The sequence below is a fragment of the Paraglaciecola sp. IT1134 genome (assembly GCF_058068185.1).
In genome coordinates, this window is sequence record NZ_CM176486.1 from 4262092 (window position 1) to 4283075 (window position 20984).

Here is a 20984-nt window from a genome sequence, read left to right on the forward strand (position 1 = left end):
TAGGGCTTCGCCTAACAACGTTCGCATTTGCCCCTTGGCAAAGCGTTGGTATGTGCAATTATCGCCAATTGTCATGTTTAAGGATAAGTTAGATTTGAAACATCTATTTTTTGTTTTATTACTTTGCTGTGGTGATAGAGCTCAAGCTAGTGATCATCACATATCATTGAGAAATGGTGATTTCGCCTTGGTTACAGACGTTTTTTTAGTCAGAATTTAGATTTTAATTCGCTACCTGAAAACAAAACGATTAATTTAACTTATTGGGGAAGCAGCCCAAAAGTTGAGATTAAATACAATGGCAAAAGTTTATTTATTTCTGGTCATGATAAAGAAGTTGAACGAGTATATTTAGAATTTGATAAAAAAATAAAAATTATTTCGTTCAACATACAGATTGAACCGGCTCATTATAATAAAGAATATATTCAAGAACATCTTGGAAAAGTCAGTATTGAGACACCCGAAATTTACGAACTTAGTAACGTTATATTAGCTTTATCTGACAGATTTCATCAAACAAATTATAGGATGTACTCGAAAGGAAAATATTACTCAGATGTTTTGAAATGGTTTTCACCTTTTAAAGATCATGAAATTTTTAAAAAACTCGATAAGGTTAGCTATTATACATTTGTTGAAAATGGTCCTTCATATGTTTTTAATGGAGATAAAATAGAAAAATCATCTGTATATAAAGGGTTTCGAGCAGTTGATGTTATTAAAGATAATATTATATTGTTAGAAGATTTTGCGAAAAAGAGTGATTTTCAAAAATTTTATAAACACCATCATGTGTATTACTTAAAGTTGAGTAAGGTATTCCAATTAGGTGCTCAACCAAAAAACATTTGGCAATGGTTAGAGTCTCACTTCCCTGCAAGGTATCAAAGTTATAAGATTTTCTTTTCTCCATTGGGACCTGGAAACAATAGTGCTCGAATGTATGCCAATAATGACTTTAATGAATCAATCATGTTTATCAGTGCTCCTAATCGCTATAAAAACGAGAAGGAATCTTTATCAATTCAATCGATAAAGTTCACGCGTTCATTTTTTACTGAAATTGATCATACTTACGTCAACCCAACCTCTGACAAATATATAGACGAAATTAATGATGCTTTGGTGGATTTAGCCCCATGGTATAAAGGCGGTGGATACAACAAGCCCTATTTAATATTTAATGAGTATATGACGTGGTCATTATACTCTTTATACGCAATGGAAAATTATTCTCCGGAAGAGTACCTCTTTATAAAAAGCTATACTGAAGATTTTATGATAAACAAGAAGGGTTTTTATCGATTTAAAGCTTTTAACAATGAACTTATCCGCTTGTATAGAAACAAATCAACTAAAGAAAAAATTACTGACCTCTATCCCTCAATTATAGGTTGGATAAAAAATAATTCAAAAAGCACATAATAAGGCGTTACGAGCTGCCAAAATTTGATAGCACATCCATATTTTTGTGGAGAATACGAATTATTTGTATGCTGTTTAGGTCGGTCATTCGATAAAAAATAATGTGACTACCTTGAGGGGATTTTTGGTAACTTTCTTTTATATAATTACAATTACTTCCTATTTCTGGTGTGTCAGAAAGCACATGAAAGGTATCATCAAATTGCTTAATATAAATATTACGTTGCTCACGCCCCCAACGCTTTTCAGTAAACTTAGCTATAGAATTCAAGTCTGCTTTAGCGCGCCGTGTTAACGTACGTGTTAACGTAAATGTATTCATATATCGTTTTCAGCATCCAATTCAGCCATCAAACTATCGTAGCTATAGTCAGCTTTACCGCTTTCTTCTCCATCTGTCAGCATTTGGCGCAGTACATTAAGTTTACTGTCTTTATCTTCAAGAACCCTCAAGCCTGCACGTACTACTTCACTTGCAGAGCCATAGCGTCCACTTTGAATTTGGTCAGAAATAAAGCCATCAAAGTGGTCACCCAGTGTCATACTTGTATTTTTAGCCATGATTTTTCTCCTTTATACCAATATATACCTAATTATGGTATATAGTTCATAATAAGTCAAAGCAAGCGGACGTGGCAAAGCGGCCACCTTTTGTGCAAAAAACACACAACAACCGCCATCTTCACCACGCGGGTGTTTGAGGCGTTATGTACCTATAAGGATCCCGTAAATGTCGAAGTCTGTAGTAATTGCAATTGGCGATGAATTTTTGAGAGTTAAGTTCCTCGAGAATAGGACTCCTGAAACAACTGATGAAGAAGCAAAGGATGCTTTCGCTTTATTATCAGAATACAGAGATGGAGGAATTTACATTGCTCATTACTCTGGTTTTAGTGAATGGGAAAGGCACCTTAATGGTGACGAGTTTGTTCAGGTTTTAGGTGGCGAGACTTCATTGATTTTATTAGGTAATAATCAAGAGCAACGAAACAGGTTGAAATCTGGTCAAATGTTGGTAATTCCAAAAGGTGTTTGGCATCGTTTTGAATCGCCAAATGGCGTGAAAGTAATGACTATTACTCCACAACCAACCGAACATTCCATCGAGCGCCCAAACGTTACATAAAAGGGCGGTAGGTTTATAAACATCAATCGCACATAAATTTTAATATAAGGATGTAATTATGAATTTAAAAAAAATAATATTCGCCACCATTTCGTATGTAATCTTAACAATGGCAATTGCATATCCATGGCATTTAATTTGGTTTCATGACTTATATGTTTCTATGGGAGCAGTAACTCGTGCAGAGCCTATCGTCCCTTTTGGTATGTTAGCAATGTTCATTCAAGGCTTTATAATTGCTTATCTTTATCCATTTTATTATCGTAACGGAAACCCCATTATCCAAGGCATTAAGTTCAGCTTAATCATAGGAGCAATTATTTATTCGATCATGGGCTTTGCAACTGTTGCAAAAATCGATATTAACCCTATCTCAACATTTTTAATTTATGGTTTTGTTTTTCAAGTTATACAATTTGTTTTTACGGGAGTAGCACTCGGATTGATTTATGGAAGACATAAATAACAAACCATACAAGAAAATCAAGTCATTCGCTTCGCTCATTGGGACGCGCCAAAAGCGGCGCGCCCCTTATTTAAGTCGTTAACGTCTGCTTTGAGTGAAAACACGTTCAAAAGAAAGAATATCCACAATATCTCATGATTACTCAAAGTAGCTTTACTGCTCGCACTTTTTTAGACCGCTTTGTACTCACAAGAGCCAGTCGTGAAGTTTTCAAAGGTATCCCCAGGAAGGGCATTTTTCTGTCACAAATTTAAATTGCCTGAACGAGGGCTTTGTTCGATTTCTTGCCAGTCACGGTTGAAAGACGCAGGGCCTGAAGCGGTCACTAAGGGTAGCCTCCACTTTACCTAAAACCAAAGTGATCTGATGAATTTCAGGTCATACAAGTTGCTCAACCTATATTCTGCCATTCTGACCTTATTTGCACTGCTCCTGCGTGGACACCATTTAGCAAAACGTATTATTAATAGATGGCCATTGGAACGCGGAAGTTAAGTATTCTGGTGAATTTAAAATAAGGATAAAAGCATGAAGCCTATTTGTATTTCACTTATTCTGCTGCTTTCTACTCTAACTATTAGTAGCAAAAGTTATAGTCAGGATACATTTTCAGCCCCTGAAGGCCCTTATATTGGGCAAAATCCTCCAGGCTTAACGCCTGAAGTTTTCGCTCCTGGTATTGTTTCGACAGAGCATCGTGACTGGGGCGGTAGCTTCACACCCGACATGAAAGAGTACTACTTTGGTAGGAGAAACAACAAAAGTGGAAAAACGTCGTTAGTTGTTTTTAAATCCGAGAATAATCGATGGTACGAGTCAGTAGTGGAACCCCGGGTGGGTGGGGCTTTTATCTCGCCTGATGGTAAGACTATGCATTCTGGCAAACGATATAGGGAGCGCACCGATGATGGTTGGTCAGAGTTAAAAAGTCTTGGTTCCCCGTTTGAAGACATCGGCATCATGCGCCTTACGGCTTCGTTAAAAGGAACCTATGTTTTTGACGAAAGGGGTACAAATGGAAATGGTGTTCTGCGATATTCACGAATGGTAAACGGCAAGCGTGAAGCACCGAGACCCTTTAGTAACGAGATAAACACGGGTAAATGGACCGCTCACCCCTTCATTGCTCCAGATGAGTCTTACATTATTTGGGATAGTACAAGAGACGGCGGATATGGTGGTGGTGATATGTATATCAGTTTTCGACAGCGAGATGGCTCATGGGGTGCCGCCATTAACTTCGGGGATAAGATAAACACAGATGCTGAGGATGGCGGAGGATACGTAACACCAGACGGAAAATATCTTTTCTATTGCAGGCGTTGTAGCCCACCAGATTTCGAAATAATGTGGGTGGATGCGCAGGTTATTGAGACCCTCAGGCCCAAGCCATAAGCCATAATTTTGCCGTGAGCAGAGGTATTTACAATAAGGAGAGTTAATATGACTATCAACTCAAAAATCAAAAGTTTAATCGCCGCAGCTCTCTTGGGCGGTATGAGTAGCTTTGCCGCCCAAAGTGCCGAAGAAAACATTAGCCTCGCACCGGAGGCTACAGCCGCCGAAGCCACGCTCTCTTTCAGGGATATTCCTGATCTCAAAGATGCCTTTATCGATGCAGCGCCAACTGATAGAAAAGACGGTATTCTGGTGGGCGAATTAGGCATCGATGGTGGCAATAAAGCCATGATTGTTAAGCTGGCGCAGGAGATTGCCGACAATAAACATAATCGCTTCGACAGCCTGCTTATTGCCCACAAGGGCAAGCTCCTGTTTGAATCCTATTATTCACGTGGTCGCATCAATCTACCCCATTACCAAGCGTCAGCGACTAAAGTCTACACCAGCCTGGCGCTTGGCCGTGCTATCCAGTTGGGTTATCTGACCATGGCCGATTTAGACAAGCCCTTGGTCAGCTTTCTCAAAGATCTCGACCCAACAAAATTTGTTGAGGGTGTAGAAAAGATCACCCTGCACAACGCGCTGACTATGCGTTCCGGTATCCGCATCAGTAAAGAACAGAGAGAAGAATTCGAGAAAAACCCCAGCCAGTTAAAAGGCCAGGGGCAAGTTCAGGCTTACCTCGAGCATAGTGCGCCTATTACCGCAGAGTCTCAGAGCTTTCTATATCAAAGCGATCCAGTGTTGGTGATGCAAGTCATTGACGCCGTCGTGCCGGGCACGGCCAAAGATTTTATCAAAAATGAACTGCTAGACAAGATGGGCATCACGAATTATCGCTGGAAAACTGCCGTTAGCGGCCTGCCAGAAGCGGGGTGGCGCGTGAGCATGACATCGCGCGCTATGCTCAAGTGGGGCACCTTGGTCATCAACAAAGGCAAATGGCAGGACGAACAACTGATACCAGCAGCCTTTATTGCAAGAGCGACCAGTAAAATTGCCAAACCTAGCGATGATGAAGTCGTTTCCGCCGCCGGTGTTTCCGGCACTTCTTACGGCTATTTCTTTTGGCTGAACGATCTGTCCACAGGTGATAAAAGCTACTTGAGTAAAGCGGCCGAAGGCGGCGGCGGGCAATATATCAGTGTGATCGAAGAGCTTGATCTGGTTGTTGTGGTTACTGCCCATAACAGAACTTTTAATGCTGATACCTTATCGTTGACAGCAACAAGAATTTTGCCGGCTTTTATTCAAAATTCTATTCCAACCATGAGCGGAAAAAGTGATAGCCAAGATAAATTCCCAGTCCTGGAAGGCGCCTATCTCGGGCAAAAACCGCCGGGTTCAACCCCTGAAGTTTTTGCTCCGGGTATTGTTTCATTAAACGGAAGAAGTGAATATGGCATTTCGTTTTCTCCTAATTTAGATGAAGTATATTTTTCAGCTAAAAATAAAATAAGCGGAGACGCAGATATATATTTCTCAAAATTCGAAGAAAAAAAATGGATACCTATTAAAAAAGCAGATTTCACAAAAGGTAAAAAAGATAACGAAATGCAACCCTTTGTTAATTTTAGTGGTAAAAAGATTTATTTTACAGCTCATAACTCGTTTACAGATCATGACTCGGATGCGGACTCTAAAATTTGGTATGTAAACCGTTTGGAGGATTCCTGGGGCGATGCAATAAAACTTGATTCACCTATAAATGACGATGAAGTTTTTCATGCGAGTCCAGCAAAAAACGGCGATCTATTTTATTTTAATTTGTCAAAAATGAAACTGTATTATGCACCCAACAAAAACGGCGAATTTCCCAAAGTACAGGAAGTTGAAATTGAATTTGGGTTTCACGGCTTTATTTCCCCATCCCAAGATTTTTTAGTAGTAGATGCTCGAAATAAAGATGACAAAAGAAAAGACAACGATATTTATGTGTATTTTAAAGAGCAAGACGGAACATGGACAAAACCAATTAACCTTGGAAATACGGTAAATACCAATTTTAATGAATCGGTCCCGAGTATCACTCCAGATGGTAAATATTTGTTTTTTAGTCGAAGAACCGAAGAAGATGAATTCAAAAACTTTTATTGGGTGAGCACAAAAGTTATCCATAAGTTAAAAACGGCTTATTTTAAGAAGGATCAATAAATTTAGCACACATAATTTTGATACTAATTGCACATAGGTTTGGTAACAAACATTTTAAAAATGTAAACAATGAGGAGGTTTAAACAATGAGAAATTACAGCTTTATGTTTTTAGTACTTGTATTCGCATTATTTTTAAATGCTTGCACGACTAAAAATATAAACTTAAAAGACAGTGATTTATCATCTATAGAAAGTCCCTATCTTGGCCAAAAACCACCAGGCTCAACGCCTGAGATTTTTGCTCCTGGCATTGTTAATACAGAAGAGAATCGTGAAATTGAGGGTATGTTCGCGGCGGATATGAAGGCCTTTTATTTCATCAAGAGACCACTTGGTGAGGAATCTAAGTCCAATGTATTGGCTGTCATTGAATATAAAAATAATCAATGGCAGGAGTCTGTTGCCAAACAGGGAGTGAGCGAACCATCTATATCTCCCGATGGGATGACCGTCTATTTTGCAAAAGAATATATGGAGCGCACCAGCGCGGGTTGGTCGGAGCTAAAAAGCCTGGGCAAGCCTTTCGAAAATATCGACATTATGCGGCTTTCGGCATCTTCCAACGGCACCTATTACTTTGATACCTTTACCCCGAAATTAGATACTCCTCTGCGCTATTCGCGTTTAATAGACGGCAAATATGAACAACCGAAGTCGCTAGGCCAGCAATTTTCCATCGGCAGTTATAATGCCCATCCCTTCATCGCACCTGATGAATCCTACATTATCTTTGATAGCAGAAGAGACGGTGGATATGGCACATCTGACCTCTACATCAGCTTTCGAACGGACGATGGCTCATGGGGCCCTGCTATCAACATGGGCGACAAGATAAATACCACCAGCGCCGAAAACTATCCGAGTGTGTCACCCGATGGGAAATATCTCTTCTTTGATCGACGGAAAAAATCCGCAAACAATGAACCTTCTGTAGATATCTACTGGGTTGATACCCAGATTATTGAAACACTCAGACCCAAATAATAAGCCATAATTTTGCTTTGAGTAGAGGCATTTATAATCCGGAGGATTAATATGACCATCAATTTAAAATTTAAAAGTTTACTCGCCGTCGTTTTATTAAGCAGTTTTAGTGGCTTTGCCTCAGAAATTTCAGAAGAAGATAAAAGACTCGCACCGGAGGCTACAGCCGCCGAAGCCACGCTCTCATTCAGGGATATTCCTGATCTCAAAGATGACTTTATCGATGCAGCGACAACTATCCTGACATAGCGGGTTAATGGCTGGATGGTTTAGGGCCGCAAAGCTTTATCCCCCCTGGCGAGACCGCATACTCCAGTACGTGAGGCTTCGATAATCTCGGTGCTTTGCCCCAAGGTATAAGCAAATGCATCTAACTTATCACTGGTACCTGTGACTTGAATGGTGTAGTTGTTTACATCTACGTCTATGATTTGCGCACGGAAGATCTCGACGTTGCGACTGACCTCGGCGCGGACCAACTCGCTGCGGGTGGCCACTTTAATCAGCATCAATTCTCGTTCTACATGGCTCCCATCGGTGAGATCCGTGACTTTTAACACATCTATCAGTTTATTTACCTGTTTGGTGATCTGTTCAATCACCTTGTCGTCTGCCACTGTGGTAATCGTCAACCGCGAGAGACTCTTATCGTCAGTGGCGGCCACACACAATGAATCAACGTTATAACCACGCTGAGAAAACACCCCCACTATGCGTGATAGCGCCCCGGGCGCGTTTTCCATAAGTACTGAAATAATACGTTTCATTAGGTGCGCTCCGTTTTACTTAACCGCAAATCATCCATAGCACCGAATTTAATTTGCATAGGATAAACATGTTCGTTTTGGTCGATCATGATATCCATAAAAACCAAACGCTCTTTTTCGGCAAAACATCTTGCCATAGCATCTTCTAGCTCATCCGGGTGATCGACCCGAATACCGATATGCCCATAAGCTTCAGCAAGTTTGACAAAATCTGGCATCGAATCCATGTACGAACTTGAATAACGACTCTTATAATTCATATCTTGCCATTGACGCACCATGCCCAGGGCTCTGTTATTTAGGGAGATGATCTTGATGGGTAATTTGTACTGCAAGCACGTCGACAACTCCTGGATATTCATTTGAATACTGCCATCGCCGGTGATCACCACCGAGGTCGCCTCGGGATGCGCCATTTGCACGCCCATCGCTGCTGGTAAACCAAAACCCATGGTGCCCAAACCGCCTGAGTTGATCCACCGTCGGGGTTTAGCAAAAGGATAATACAAGGCGGCAAACATTTGGTGCTGCCCTACATCTGAACTGACGTAGGCATCACCTTGAGTATGTTTATAAACGGATTCAATTACCTGTTGGGGTTTGATCAGGTTGGCATCTTTTTTATAGTCCAAACATTTACGGGCACGCCACTGATCGATCTGTTGCCACCAGTCAGCCATTTTCTCTTTTTGTTTGGTCTTATCGATGGAGCCGAATTGCTCTAGCAATTGCTGGGCAACTTTATCCACACTGCCCACTACAGGAATATGCACAGCTATGGTTTTTGAAATCGATGCAGGATCGATATCCACATGAATAATGGTGGCGTGGGGGCAAAACTTCTGCACATTGTTGGTCACCCTATCATCGAAACGAGCTCCCAGGGCCAGAATACAGTCGGCGTTATGCATGCATTTGTTCGCTTCCAGGGTGCCATGCATGCCTAACATGCCTACGAACTGCGGATGCACACTTGAAAACGCGCCTAAGCCCATAAGTGTGGACGTCACCGGGGCGTTAAGTTTTTCCGCTATTTTGGTGACCCATTCGCTCGCTTCACAGGCAATTGCCCCACCACCCACATACAGAATGGGCCGTTTGGCCTCAAGTAAGGTTTTAGCGGCCTTTTTTATCTGTTTACTGTGGCCTTTGAGCGTTGGATTATAGGAGCGCATGCTCACATCGTCAGGAAACTGGTAGGGATGTGACTCCAATACGTTGACTATGTCTTTAGGCAAGTCCACCACTACCGGTCCAGGGCGCCCTGTATTGGCAATGTAGTAGGCTTTGGCAATAGCCATGGGAATATCCTGGGCCCGCTTGACCAGAAAACTGTGTTTCACCACTGGCCGTGAGCATCCCACCATATCAGTTTCCTGAAACGCATCTTCCCCTATATGCATAGAGGGAACCTGCCCGGAAAGCACCACCATAGGGATGGAATCCATATAGGCGGTGGCAATACCGGTTAAGGTATTGGTTGCCCCGGGGCCAGATGTCACCAGCACAGTACCCGTGGTACCAGTAGAGCGGGCGTAGCCGTCCGCCATATGTGCGGCGCCTTGTTCGTGGCGCACCAAAATATGCTGAACATCTTCTTGGGCGTATAACGCATCGTAGATGTCCAATACTGCCCCACCGGGATAACCGAACACGTGTTTAACACCGAGATCTTTTAGCGTGCGCACAACCATTGCGGCGCCTGACATCATTTCCACCGGTTATTCTCCCCAAAAGTCATTAAAAAAAAAGGTTTCGGTACAAACTAGCTACCAAAGGAATGAAAACTATACTTGAGGGAGTAGGAAGATAAAACAACAAATTCGATAAAAGCGAGACGCACATCCCAATATAATTAAATATTAGGATATACCTTTCGATCCCACTAGGCGGATAGCCAACTTATAGGATGAATTTACAATATATTTACATTTCTTGCCAATTAGTCGTCTAGCTCTATTTCCAAGTCACTGTCTTCAACAATATCGTCATCGTTATTATCACTGGCAGGACGACGGCTACCATATATATTGCCCAATTTGGGACGATTAATACGTTTTTGATATTTGCACCAGGCTTTTTCCGCTAGATTGCTCGGTTCGCTCTTACCAAATGCAGCATCCATTAACGACTCGTCTTCTTCGCAGGTCACTTCAATTTGCCCATCGACTAAGGCTGAGACTAAACAACCGTATTGACTCAAAGCCCTGCTTTCACTAATCGAAAAATCCCCTGAGCGGGAAAAGCCGTACGGATAATTTTTAGGGTCACTAAAAATACGTTTTAACAAAGATTCTCTAGAAAGTTTTGCCATGATGGCATCCCCAATTAAGGTTAAATAAAAAATATAGGTCATTGGCTTTTGCCAACTTGCTTTATAATTTATATCCGAAATCTGTCAATCATTTTTCCGTAATTTTTTATACGATTTTCGCCTAAAAATCATAACTTTTAATCAAACGAGTATTAAACAGCCATTGAGTAAAAAAAGCTTCCAGGGAACCAGCACAGTATTAGCTGGTTTGGCGTTTCGCTACCCAGGCCCAAATCATTTCACAGACCACAGGTTCGCTACCTGTTACATCGGTTACCACGACCTGGACATTGACCTCCCCTTTGACTGCGCTTTGCATCAGGGCGATCTGTTCGTCCGTTACACTGGCCACAGCCATCATGTCCCCGCTGGCACGTTTGACATAATTTAATTTCATGCACTTGATCAGGGGCAATTTATCCCCGGGCAAATTGATACCCACGATAAAGCCACTGGCCGACTCCGCTAATAATGCCATAGCCGCAGCATGCACACTGCCAATATGATTTTGTACTTTCTTACGGTTCTTTTGTCGGTAGGTGACACTTTTACCATCGGTAGACAACACTTCAATCCCCGCTGTTCCCGCTAATTTCACTTTGTAACGGAAGACACGGGTCATTAAAAATGCGCTAACAGCTGAGGGATATTGATTAACTTTGTCGACAAATTTTCTTAGGGGGTTAGCAACTGACATAAATTCCCTGGATCTGGTTTGACCAGTTTTCAGTGTGCCAATAACTTAATCAAGTTACAAACATTTTAGGCCAGGGAATAACTTTAGCCACTTGCCCTAAGCAACTTGAAGCAAAATTAGGACACACGTTTTCGCCGAGCATACTCACTTGCTTGGGCGTTTATCAAATGCAGCCAGCTGAGCGTCAGTAGCAGGTTTTTGATACTTGGCCTTCCATTCACCAAAAGGCATGCCGTAAATCGCTTCCCGGGCCTGCTCATAGTCAATCTCTGCGCCCTGCTCCTTTGCGCCTGCCATATACCATTTGGACAGACAATTACGGCAAAAATCAGCCAAGATCATCAAATCGATATTTTGTACCTCTTTATGTTCATCTAAATGTTTAAGTAACTGGCGAAAGGCTGCCGCCTGAGCTTCGGTTTGCTGCTGCTGATTCATTGGCTGACTCATGGTGATTATTCCTAAATTTATGTAATGGTTCTTATACTCTGGGGTCTGTGGCGGTCACTTCAATACGCTGGATATGATCTTGGTGGAATGCCAACAGTGCCGATAACCCTTTGAGGTTGTGCAAGCTGCGAAATTCAATCCAGTCGATTAAACAAAACAAACAGATAGCCGGGTAGTTCCAGTTACGAAAAAGCCCCTGGTCGACTTCATCATTAAGTTGCGCCAGCACCGCATTTACCCGCTCTTTTTGTAATTTGAAAAAAAGTTTGTCCGTATCCGCAGGTATATCCGATTTAGCCAGCAGAAACATTTGCACTAACGAGTCGTTCGCCGAGTCAATTAGGGTTAACTGATTTTCCTGCGCCCAGCTAATTGCCGGATAGGTTAATTGCTCACTGAGATAACGAAAGATCACCCGAGAATCAAAAATGATTTTGTGTTGGGTGCCCTGCAAATCTTCAAGCATGGGTATTTTCATGGTGGGATTTTTTTGCGCCAGTAAATCCCGATCTTTCCCGGCAAAAATCTGCAAGTTGACAAACTCATGTTGGGTATTGGCTAACCAAATACGCAGTCGTCTAACATAAGGGGAGGTGGTCGAGCCATATAGTTTTAACATTGATATTCCTTAAAAACACGCTGTAACAGTCAAATTTAATATTAGGTTATTGGGCTGCATAGCCACCAGCGCGTTGCAGCCCAAACGATTGTGGCCAGCGGGCCACCCGAGTGGATCTATCGCTGACACTGTATTAGGCCGTTTGTGGTTTATCCGCCGCCCCTGCCAGCAGAGAACGTTTGGTGGCTTTGCGCTCTTCACTTCTGATTTTTAAGGCCAACATGCTCGGTGTCAGTACCAGGGTAAGCAATGTGGCAAAAGCTAACCCGCCGGCGACTGCCGTTGCCAGCTGTGACCACCACTGGGTAGACGGCCCACCAACATCTATATTGCGTCCGATAAAGTCAATATTAATTTCTGCCACCATAGGCAGTAAACCTAGTATGGTGGTTACGGTAGTCATCAACACCGGCCGCAAACGCTGGGCACCGGTTCGCAAGATTGCATCCATTGCAGGGTACCCCTCCTTGCGCAAAATATTGTAGGTATCAATCAACACTATATTGTTGTTAACCACTATACCTGCCAGGGCAATGACCCCAATACCCGACATGACTATACCAAAGGGTTTCTGGAAGATTGCCAAGCCAAGAAAAACACCAACGGTTGAAAATAGCACCGCACTTAGGATCAAAAATGCCTGATAGAAACTATTAAATTGAGTCACCAAAATGATCGCCATAACAAACAGGGCGACCATAAAGGCATTCACCAGAAAAGTTTCGGACTCAGCCTGTTGCTCATTCTGGCCCTTGACAGTCATGCTCACTCTGGGGTCGAGTCCCAGCTCTGGTAACCGGGCCTGGAGCTTGGGCAACTCTTTGTCCAATAGTTCCCCGGGCACCATATTGGCTTCGACTGTGATAACTCTGTTGCTATCGATATGCCGGATCAAGTCCGTTTTCGGTTGAGGCTTACGTTCAACAAAATTGGAAATGGGCACCATACCCGTGGACGTTTGCATGCGCAACTCGTCTAACTTGCCGATAAAACGTGATTCCTCAGGATAACGAACCCGAATATCCAGTTCATCGTCGACATCATCAGGACGGTATTCGCCAATCTTAAGACCATTGGTCACAAATTGCACGGTACTGCCAACCAGAGTTGCATCTGCGCCAAAACGGGCGGCGTCACTGCGGTTTACTTTTAGTTGCCATTCTATTCCAGGTTGGGATGCGGTATCGCTGATAGAAGTAAACTTGTCATTCTGGGCCAGGGCCCCACGAATTTTAAGCGCCGCATCATTGAGCAATTCGGGGAAACGCGACGACAATTGGATCTGTAAATCTTTTCCCGACTGGGGACCATTTTGATCCGGGGTTATCTCCAGATCCAAACCCGGCATGCCGGCCAAGCGTTGTTGGGTTTCCTTAAGCACCTCATCGGAATGGGGCCGTAAATGCCAATCCACCAGATTGAGGCGCAAATAACCGAGTTGGTCCCGTCCTCCGGTGCGCACGTAGAGGGTCTCGACTGCGTCCATATCTATCAAACGACTTTCCACATCCCGCACTATGGTATCTTTTTCAAAAATAGACATGTCACCGGATGAGCGTACCGTCACATTGATGCCCGTACTATCCACCTCGGGGAAAAACTGCACCCCAAGCCCGGATATGCCATAAGCCGTAAAGGATAAAATGGCGATCAGTATGGCGGTCGCTAACACTTTCCACGGGTGGCTAATGGCCACAGCCAACATTCGGACATACTTGCCTGTTAAGCCGGTTAACTGGCGCAGATCGCCACTCTCGGCCACCAACATCTGTTGTTTCGCGTGGGGAGTAATATACTGGGGTTTACCAAACACTGCGCCCAGGGTAGGCACAAACACCAACGCCATGACCAAAGACGCCGACAACACCGCAATCAGGGTGAAGGGTAAATATTTCATAAACTCCCCCATCATCCCAGGCCAGAACATCAAAGGCGCAAATGCGGCTAAGGTGGTGGCAGTAGAGGCGATAATAGGCCACGCCATGCGCTGGGCAGCTTTTGAATAGGCGCGTTTTTTATCCAGTCCTTCGCCCATACAGCGATCGGCATATTCAGTCACCACTATCGCCCCATCCACCAGCATGCCCACCGCCATGATCAAGGAAAACAGCACCACAGTATTGAGGGTGTATCCACACATGGCAATAATCAATATGCCGGTCAGAAAGGATCCCGGGATCGACACCCCCACCAAGATAGCGGTACGCAGTCCCAAAATAGCCACTATGACTATGGCCACCAGAATAACGGCACTGGACACGTTATTTTGTAAGTCCCCCAGCATCATGTTGACGTCAACACTCTGATCACCTGTATAGGTCACAAAAATACTAGCGGGCCAAATAGCCGACTGTTGCGCCGCACTGACCAGTTGTTTGACATGGGCGACGGTCTCGAGCATGTTTTCCCCGGGACGCTTTTTCACTTCAAGGGATACCGAGCTATCCCCGTTTAATCGCGCGAAGCTGCTGGGATCTTTGTAAGAACGACGCACCTGGGCCACATCCTGGAAGGTAATAACTCGCTCCCCCTGCACTTTAACCGGCTGTTCCATGACATCTTTAACAGATTCAAAAACCGAAGGCACTTTCACTGCAAAACTACCTTTGCCATTGTCCATGGTCCCCGCCGGTACCAGACGGTTATTGCGTGACAACAGGTTTAAAATATCACTTTGATTGAGCCCATATGACTCCATCAACAAGGGGTCGACTACGATCTCCACTATGTCTTCGCGATCACCACCAATTTCCACCTCCAGCACTTCACCCAAACCTTCCAGACGGCTCTGCAGCTCTCGGGCCACTGTCACCAAGGCTCGCTCTGATACCGGCCCGGATAACACTACAGTAATAGCCGCTTGTTGCCCGGCCATTGTCACCTCATGTATGGTGGGCTCTTCTGTTTCAGAGGGTAGTTTGGCACGGGCAACGGTCACTTTATCGCGCACATCCGCCAAGGCATCCTTGGAGTCCAGACCAGCGATAAATTCCAGGGTAATATTGGCAAAACCTTCTCCGGCCGTGGCTTTCATTTCCTTAACCCCGTCTATGGAGCGTAATTCCCGTTCCATGGGTTTAACCAGCATGCGCTCGGCATCCTCAGGGGAAATGCCATCATGCACTATGGAAACATAGATAAAGGGAATGGGTACGTCCGGGTTGGACTCCTTGGGGATAGTGGCATAGGTCACTGCGCCTGCCACTATCAGTAAGGCAAACATCATCAGGACGGTGCGGCTATGACTGATAGCGGCGCTAATTAGATTATTCATTGGGCGACCTGAATATCAGACTGTGCTTGGTTTTGCTGAGGTTGGTCGCTCATCACTTCCACTTTATCTCCGTCACGTACAAAACCATGGCCCAGTACGATCACATCCGTACTGGTTTGCATACCTGCTAACCACACCCCTTGGCTGTCGCTTTTGACTATGTCGATGGGGATAAACTTCACATGTTCATCGACCACGGTTTTGACACCCAAATTTCCGTCTTCATCCAGTGCCATCACCGAGGGGGAAATCCGTACGGCCAAGGTACTTTGCAGGGGTACTGACAGCTCGGTACTCATGCCCGCCATATATTGATAGTCCGGGTTGGGCACAGCAACTTCGATTTTAAAGGTATTAGTTCCTATGTCAGACACACTGGAAATATAGCGAATATGTCCTTGAAGATTCTGACCTGATACCATGCGACCACTGGCCTGCTGGCCGACAGACAGTTTTCGCACATTGATTTCGGTTACATCAGCACTGATCACTAGCGGGTCTAAATCCACTAACATGGCTACTTCATCGCCGACCTTGAGCAAGTCCCCCACTTCCACATAACGTTGATTAACGACACCGTCAAAAGGTGCGGTGATGTTGGATTTGCGCAGGGCCCGATTCAGAGTACTGACTTGTGAGGCTGCCAATTCCAGATTGGCCAAAGCCTGAGCCAGGTTTACTTTAGACTGATAACCCTGTTGTCCCAGGGATTTAGCGCCTTCGAGTTCCATTTCCCGTTGTTTCAAAGAAGCTTTGGCCGAATTGAGTTGATTGCTTAAATCACTGGTCTCGATGGCGATCAGCTTCTGGTCTTTTTTGACAAAATCCCCATCCTGGACAAAAACTTCTTCCACCAGCCCTTCCACTTCGGCTCTAAGAGTGGCCACTCGATCCGGTTCGGTTCGCCCGTACAAACCTATTTCCCGTGTCACCTGTTGAGCAGTGGTGTGTTCAACTTTAACTTTGACCAAAGGCGTGGTTTTATGTTTGGCCAGTTTACGCGCTTGGGAATCGTCCTCTTCTTCGGCGAACAACATACCCGAGGCCACCCACACACTTAGCAGCACAAAAATAACCAAAGCGATCCAAAAGGGTTGTTCACGGAGTTTTTGCATAAGTTTCGACATGGGTATCCCGATTGTAAATAACGTATTGCGCTAGATGTTAATCCTAAAATAATACCTCTAAATTAACATCGTAAATGTAATTAAATTGTTACCAGCTGAGAATGGACGGCATAAAAGACGTCTAAAAGTAACAAATTGTGTAGTAGAAGCGAAGCCAAGTCCCCTGGTTACAAAAGCTGCTGCAGACGGTGACGCACATCGCCGTAGCGACAAGCTTCACAGATGCCAAAACCAGGCAGTTGGCGAATTTTGTTTCGGGCAAACAGGGGCACACTCATGCCGGTTAAAAAACGGCAGTAGGTTTCCACAGTCAGTTGTTGGGCCCCTTTAGGATCTAAACGCTGCTGCAAGCCAGCCATGGCTTGTTTTAAGGTTAACTCATCGGGCATGCTGGGCGGCGTCGAAGATTCAAGGCTGGCAACATCGCCACGACAGACACTGCAATGCCCACATTGCACGGGCGCCTGCTGATCGTCAAAATAGCGCGACAGGTTATAACTGAGGCAGCTGTCTAACTCAAAAAACCTGACCAGGGCCGCTATGCGTTTGATTTCCTTTTGCTCCTTGTCAGCAAAATAGCGATATAGGGTTTGGCCCAAGGCCATGTCCGCCAACTTATCTGTATCCACCTGGTACACATCTGTAATGCGTTTGGTTTCCAACTCAATATGATTGTTTTGTTGCAAATACTCCAGAGCTGCAACTACCCTGGCCCTGTCGGCGCCATAGGTTTGATATAAAACATCAAAATCCACACTGCCCCAGACTTTTTTCATGTCGCTATGGTCGAATATAGCGGTTAAAAAAACCTGTCTTTCCCCCTGAAACTGGCTGAGGATATCTGTTTTTTGCAGTAAAAATTTATATTTAAAATCGGCAAAATAGGCATATTTGGCCCGCAGTACTCCCAATATTTCCAGCTGCACCAACAGGGTTTTCAAAGGTAACTGGCGAATGTTACTTTCGCTGGACAGACTGTTCAGCTGCATTTCCCATTGTGATTGAAGCTCATCTATTTCAGTGGTGGGCGCTGGTTGCACATGCTGACGAATATCCTGCAATACATATTCAATTCCCGCTAACTCCGGGGTATCTCCATACACAAAATTTTCTACCGTATTTAAGCCATCCAGATTAGCTAAGGTCACGCAGTTAGCCCCTAGACCGTCACGCCCAGCCCGGCCAATTTCCTGGCTGTAGTTTTCAATGGATTTAGGCAAGTCATAATGAATGACAAAACGAATATCCGATTTGTCTATGCCCATACCAAAGGCAATAGTGGCCACTACTATATTGAGTTTTCCCAACATAAAACTTTCCTGGATGGCCTGTCTTTTGTCATTTGCCAAACCCGCGTGATAGGCATTGGCGTGGATGCCGTTGGCGGTTAAAAACTGAGCCACCTTTTGGGCACTTTGCTGCAAGGTCACATAGATGATCCCTGCCCCGTTTTGTGTCTTGACCAGTTCCAGCAAACGTTGATCCTTTTGGGGCTCGCCGACCGGCAATACCCGTAAATCCAGATTGTTACGATAAAAACCGGTTTGCACTATATGCTCATGAGCAATGGCGAAACGCTGGGCCATATCCTGTTTGACTTTTTTGGTTGCGGTAGCGGTCAAAAGTAGCACCAGAGGAATATTCAGTTGTTTGCGATAACTGGGCAACTTTAAATAATCAGGACGAAAATTATGCCCCCACTCTGAAATGCAGTGGGCTTCATCGACCACCAGCATGGACACCGCCACAGAATCGATAAATTGACGAAAACGTTCGTTTTTAAAACGCTCCACCGAAACCATCAATATTTTGATCTGCCCTGATCGCACCTCTGCCATGGTTTGTTTGCTCTGCATAGGGCTCAGGGTTGAATCGATACTGGCGGCTGTTATGCCGTGACTTTGCAAAAACTGCAGTTGATCCTTCATCAAGGCCAATAAAGGTGACACCACCAGAGTCAAATGTGGCAAATGCAAGGCACTAAATTGATAACACAATGATTTGCCTGAGCCAGTAGGGAAAATTGCCAGAGAAGAGTGTCCCGCCAGTAATTGGCTGACCACTTGTTGCTGGCCTGGGCGAAACTGGGTAAATCCGAACTGTTCGGTCAGGGACTGTTGAATTTGGGCCTGTGAAAGTTGATTGACTGGCATGGATCATCCTTTTAGCCCTCGATAAACATGGCTTACCAAGGTACAGGGTGCGAGTTTCTGAGTTGAGAAACCCTTGGAAACTCATGAGTATACCCTATTGTTAGTAAAATAAAGGGTCAGTGGAAGTGCAAATAAGGAGGGCAGTCTTGCCAGTCAATACGCCTGGCAAGGGTACTAGGTCACTGCTTTGACTTAGGCTAACATATCGGCGATTTTCCCCGCTGAGCCAAAATGTTGCTGACAAACCTGCATACTGGTTTGCATATAAAGCGTATCGATCTCATGGGCAGATAAAAACTTGGCACTAAAGCCGGGGACAACTGGGTCAATATGCAAACGCGCACTATTAATAAAGTGGGCGATCAACTCTTTGACATTATCCGTGCCCATGGCGATACGCATAGTGGTCAGATAAATCCCGCCTTTCTTTTGATTATCCTCATCCAGTTCGGAATGAGAGGTCAGTGCCGGACACAGAATGATGGTATTGTTTTGGCCAATGCTTACTTGGTGACTAAAAGCTGGCTCCAGGGCATCAAAAAAGCGCACAAAGGTTTCTCGCTGAATATCCGCGCCTTGCATGTCAACGGTAAACAGGGGGCAGGTCCAGCCATGGCGCATCTGGCTTGCACGCAACTTGGCGTTGGGGTGACCCTCAATTGCGTGACAATTGACGTTAAAATCGCTATGAGCGTGCAAAAATTGACTAAAGACAGTGGTATTAATGACCTTTTGCATGATCCGCATCTCCAGGGTCTTCATACCATTTAATACATCAAAGGCTTTTTCCGAGTCTAAAAATGCGCCTTTAATATAATACACATCCCAAAACATGGTTTGAGACCAGTCATATCCGTTAACGCAATCACCTTTACCCTGGAACATGCGATAGGCTTCACCAATGACCACACCCGCGGTAGTCGCACCGCTACCACAGATATCTTTAGTATAACTGTGCATGACATAATCCGGGCGCTCGGCTTTATCTTTGCGTTGCAAAGGCTGATGTAAGATAGGCGTGGCCAGGGTTGAATCGAGCATCACCACATGACCGTATTTATGGGCCTCCTTACTGATACCTGCCACATCCAGTACATAGCCGTGGGGGTTACAGGGTGACTCCATATACACATGTAACTGTTTGCCGTTTGCCAGCCGCTGGGCATGTTTGCTGCGGGCCGTTTCCAGAAAGGGCGCAAATTCTTGCGCACTGTAGCCGTCAAACCACTCAATTTGGATATCCATACGGTTCTGCCTGGCAAAATAATCATGCAGTAATTGATACACCCCACCATAAACATTACGTGAAACGATGATCACATCTCCGTGACTTAACACATTGCTTAACAAGGCATCGATGGCCGCCATACCAGAGTTGAAGTTCCATGCCAGGTAATCTGCGGCATAGGGACCTGCTTCTAAATCTACAATCGCATTGGCCAGTGAAATATTGGTAGGATTAAGCAGGCGCGAATAAATTTGATGGGTCGACTCTTTGCCCTGAAAAGCATCATCCACCCATTCGGTACAGGCATATACATAGGTTGCGGTGCGCACTATCACGGGTGTAGCGGAAAATAGCGCCGTAACATTATCAAACATAGGATAATGGCTTTTTGACACCTGGGAGCCAGACTGTTTGGTCAAACTCTGGTAAGTGGCGCGAAACGGATTCTGCAAGGTATCTAATACCTTGGCGATTTGAAATGACAGGAATTTCTTGGCGTTAAAGTAGGCCACTTTGTCCTCTTTACACAAACCTTCCAGGGTCGCACTGGTAATTTTCCACAATTGACTGACATCCGCCTGGGCGTGATATAAATGACAGGCTGTCTGGTACAATGCCTGGCCGTAGTCACTGTCGGCTTTGATGCCAAAATGTGCCAACTGCTCAAGGGCAAGTTCATCTACGGTGCTCGCCTGAGTGGTATTTCGTTTCGGTGAAAGTATTTTTGCGTTGGCAATTGCTGTGGTCTCTGTCATGATCTGTCCCGTTATGCTGAATTAACATTATGCTTACAA

19 protein-coding genes are annotated in these 20984 nt (G+C 44.5%); 7 read left to right on the forward strand and 12 right to left on the reverse strand.

The features are described 5' to 3' along the window. Nucleotides 1-564 precede the first annotated feature (564 nt). Entirely contained in the window at nt 565-1428 is an 864-nt protein-coding gene (locus AC3RV5_RS18650; RefSeq protein WP_489729081.1) for a hypothetical protein, read from the forward strand. 7 nt (nt 1429-1435) lie between these two features. Here the strand turns inward: AC3RV5_RS18650 and AC3RV5_RS18655 are convergent, their stop codons facing one another. Both AC3RV5_RS18655 and AC3RV5_RS18660 read right to left on the reverse strand, forming a co-directional pair. Then, complete coding sequence (locus tag AC3RV5_RS18655; protein ID WP_489729082.1) at nt 1436-1750, reverse strand: type II toxin-antitoxin system RelE/ParE family toxin; 315 nt, start codon at nt 1748-1750, stop codon at nt 1436-1438. Then, on the reverse strand, nt 1747-1989 hold the full coding sequence (locus AC3RV5_RS18660; RefSeq protein WP_489729083.1) for a type II toxin-antitoxin system ParD family antitoxin: 243 nt from the start codon (nt 1987-1989) through the stop codon (nt 1747-1749). The genes AC3RV5_RS18655 and AC3RV5_RS18660 overlap by 4 nt, the downstream gene beginning before the upstream one ends. Nucleotides 1990-2158: 169 nt before the next feature. On the opposite strand from AC3RV5_RS18660, the gene AC3RV5_RS18665 reads away from it, so the two are divergent. The 6 genes from AC3RV5_RS18665 to AC3RV5_RS18690 all read left to right on the forward strand — a co-directional run bounded on the left by AC3RV5_RS18665 (nt 2159) and on the right by AC3RV5_RS18690 (nt 7810). Beyond that, nucleotides 2159-2554, forward strand: a complete 396-nt coding sequence (locus AC3RV5_RS18665; protein WP_489729084.1) for a cupin domain-containing protein — start codon at nt 2159-2161, stop codon at nt 2552-2554. Between the two features lie 58 nt (nt 2555-2612). Next, entirely contained in the window at nt 2613-3020 is a 408-nt protein-coding gene (locus AC3RV5_RS18670) for a hypothetical protein (RefSeq protein ID WP_489729085.1), read from the forward strand. Between the two features lie 528 nt (nt 3021-3548). Continuing rightward, on the forward strand, nt 3549-4415 hold the full coding sequence (locus AC3RV5_RS18675) for a hypothetical protein (RefSeq protein WP_489729086.1): 867 nt from the start codon (nt 3549-3551) through the stop codon (nt 4413-4415). A gap of 48 nt (nt 4416-4463) precedes the next feature. After that, nucleotides 4464-6575 carry a serine hydrolase domain-containing protein gene (locus tag AC3RV5_RS18680; protein ID WP_489729087.1) on the forward strand — a complete coding sequence of 704 codons (2112 nt, stop codon included), beginning with the start codon at nt 4464-4466 and terminating at the stop codon, nt 6573-6575. Nucleotides 6576-6661: 86 nt separating this feature from the next. Continuing rightward, on the forward strand, nt 6662-7561 hold the full coding sequence (locus AC3RV5_RS18685; RefSeq protein ID WP_489729088.1) for a TolB family protein: 900 nt from the start codon (nt 6662-6664) through the stop codon (nt 7559-7561). Between the two features lie 51 nt (nt 7562-7612). Further along, nucleotides 7613-7810, forward strand: a complete 198-nt coding sequence (locus AC3RV5_RS18690; protein WP_489729089.1) for a hypothetical protein — start codon at nt 7613-7615, stop codon at nt 7808-7810. A gap of 20 nt (nt 7811-7830) precedes the next feature. Here the strand turns inward: AC3RV5_RS18690 and ilvN are convergent, their stop codons facing one another. The 10 genes from ilvN to AC3RV5_RS18740 all read right to left on the reverse strand — a co-directional run bounded on the left by ilvN (nt 7831) and on the right by AC3RV5_RS18740 (nt 20945). Further along, nucleotides 7831-8328 (reverse strand): acetolactate synthase small subunit, encoded by a 498-nt coding sequence (gene ilvN / locus AC3RV5_RS18695; RefSeq protein WP_489729090.1) that lies wholly within the window; start codon nt 8326-8328, stop codon nt 7831-7833. After that, complete coding sequence (locus AC3RV5_RS18700; RefSeq protein ID WP_489729091.1) at nt 8328-10046, reverse strand: acetolactate synthase 3 large subunit; 1719 nt, start codon at nt 10044-10046, stop codon at nt 8328-8330. Before AC3RV5_RS18700 ends, ilvN begins: the two co-directional genes overlap by 1 nt. A gap of 224 nt (nt 10047-10270) precedes the next feature. Then, nucleotides 10271-10642, reverse strand: coding sequence for a MaoP family protein (locus AC3RV5_RS18705; RefSeq protein ID WP_489729092.1), 372 nt, complete (start codon nt 10640-10642; stop codon nt 10271-10273). Nucleotides 10643-10841: 199 nt separating this feature from the next. Next, nucleotides 10842-11339, reverse strand: a complete 498-nt coding sequence (locus AC3RV5_RS18710) for a DUF4442 domain-containing protein (protein ID WP_489729093.1) — start codon at nt 11337-11339, stop codon at nt 10842-10844. Between the two features lie 144 nt (nt 11340-11483). Further along, a complete protein-coding gene (locus AC3RV5_RS18715) occupies nt 11484-11777 on the reverse strand; it encodes a DUF1244 domain-containing protein (RefSeq protein ID WP_489732208.1) in 294 nt (97 codons plus the stop codon). A gap of 43 nt (nt 11778-11820) precedes the next feature. Further along, nucleotides 11821-12408 carry a glutathione S-transferase family protein gene (locus AC3RV5_RS18720; RefSeq protein WP_489729094.1) on the reverse strand — a complete coding sequence of 196 codons (588 nt, stop codon included), beginning with the start codon at nt 12406-12408 and terminating at the stop codon, nt 11821-11823. A gap of 133 nt (nt 12409-12541) precedes the next feature. Next, on the reverse strand, nt 12542-15682 hold the full coding sequence (locus AC3RV5_RS18725; RefSeq protein ID WP_489729095.1) for an efflux RND transporter permease subunit: 3141 nt from the start codon (nt 15680-15682) through the stop codon (nt 12542-12544). Beyond that, complete coding sequence (locus AC3RV5_RS18730; protein WP_489729096.1) at nt 15679-16809, reverse strand: efflux RND transporter periplasmic adaptor subunit; 1131 nt, start codon at nt 16807-16809, stop codon at nt 15679-15681. Before AC3RV5_RS18730 ends, AC3RV5_RS18725 begins: the two co-directional genes overlap by 4 nt. Before the next feature lie 167 nt (nt 16810-16976). Further along, nucleotides 16977-18962, reverse strand: coding sequence for a RecQ family ATP-dependent DNA helicase (locus tag AC3RV5_RS18735; protein ID WP_489729097.1), 1986 nt, complete (start codon nt 18960-18962; stop codon nt 16977-16979). Between the two features lie 192 nt (nt 18963-19154). Continuing rightward, complete coding sequence (locus tag AC3RV5_RS18740; protein ID WP_489729098.1) at nt 19155-20945, reverse strand: trans-sulfuration enzyme family protein; 1791 nt, start codon at nt 20943-20945, stop codon at nt 19155-19157. Between the last annotated feature and the right edge of the window lie 39 nt (nt 20946-20984).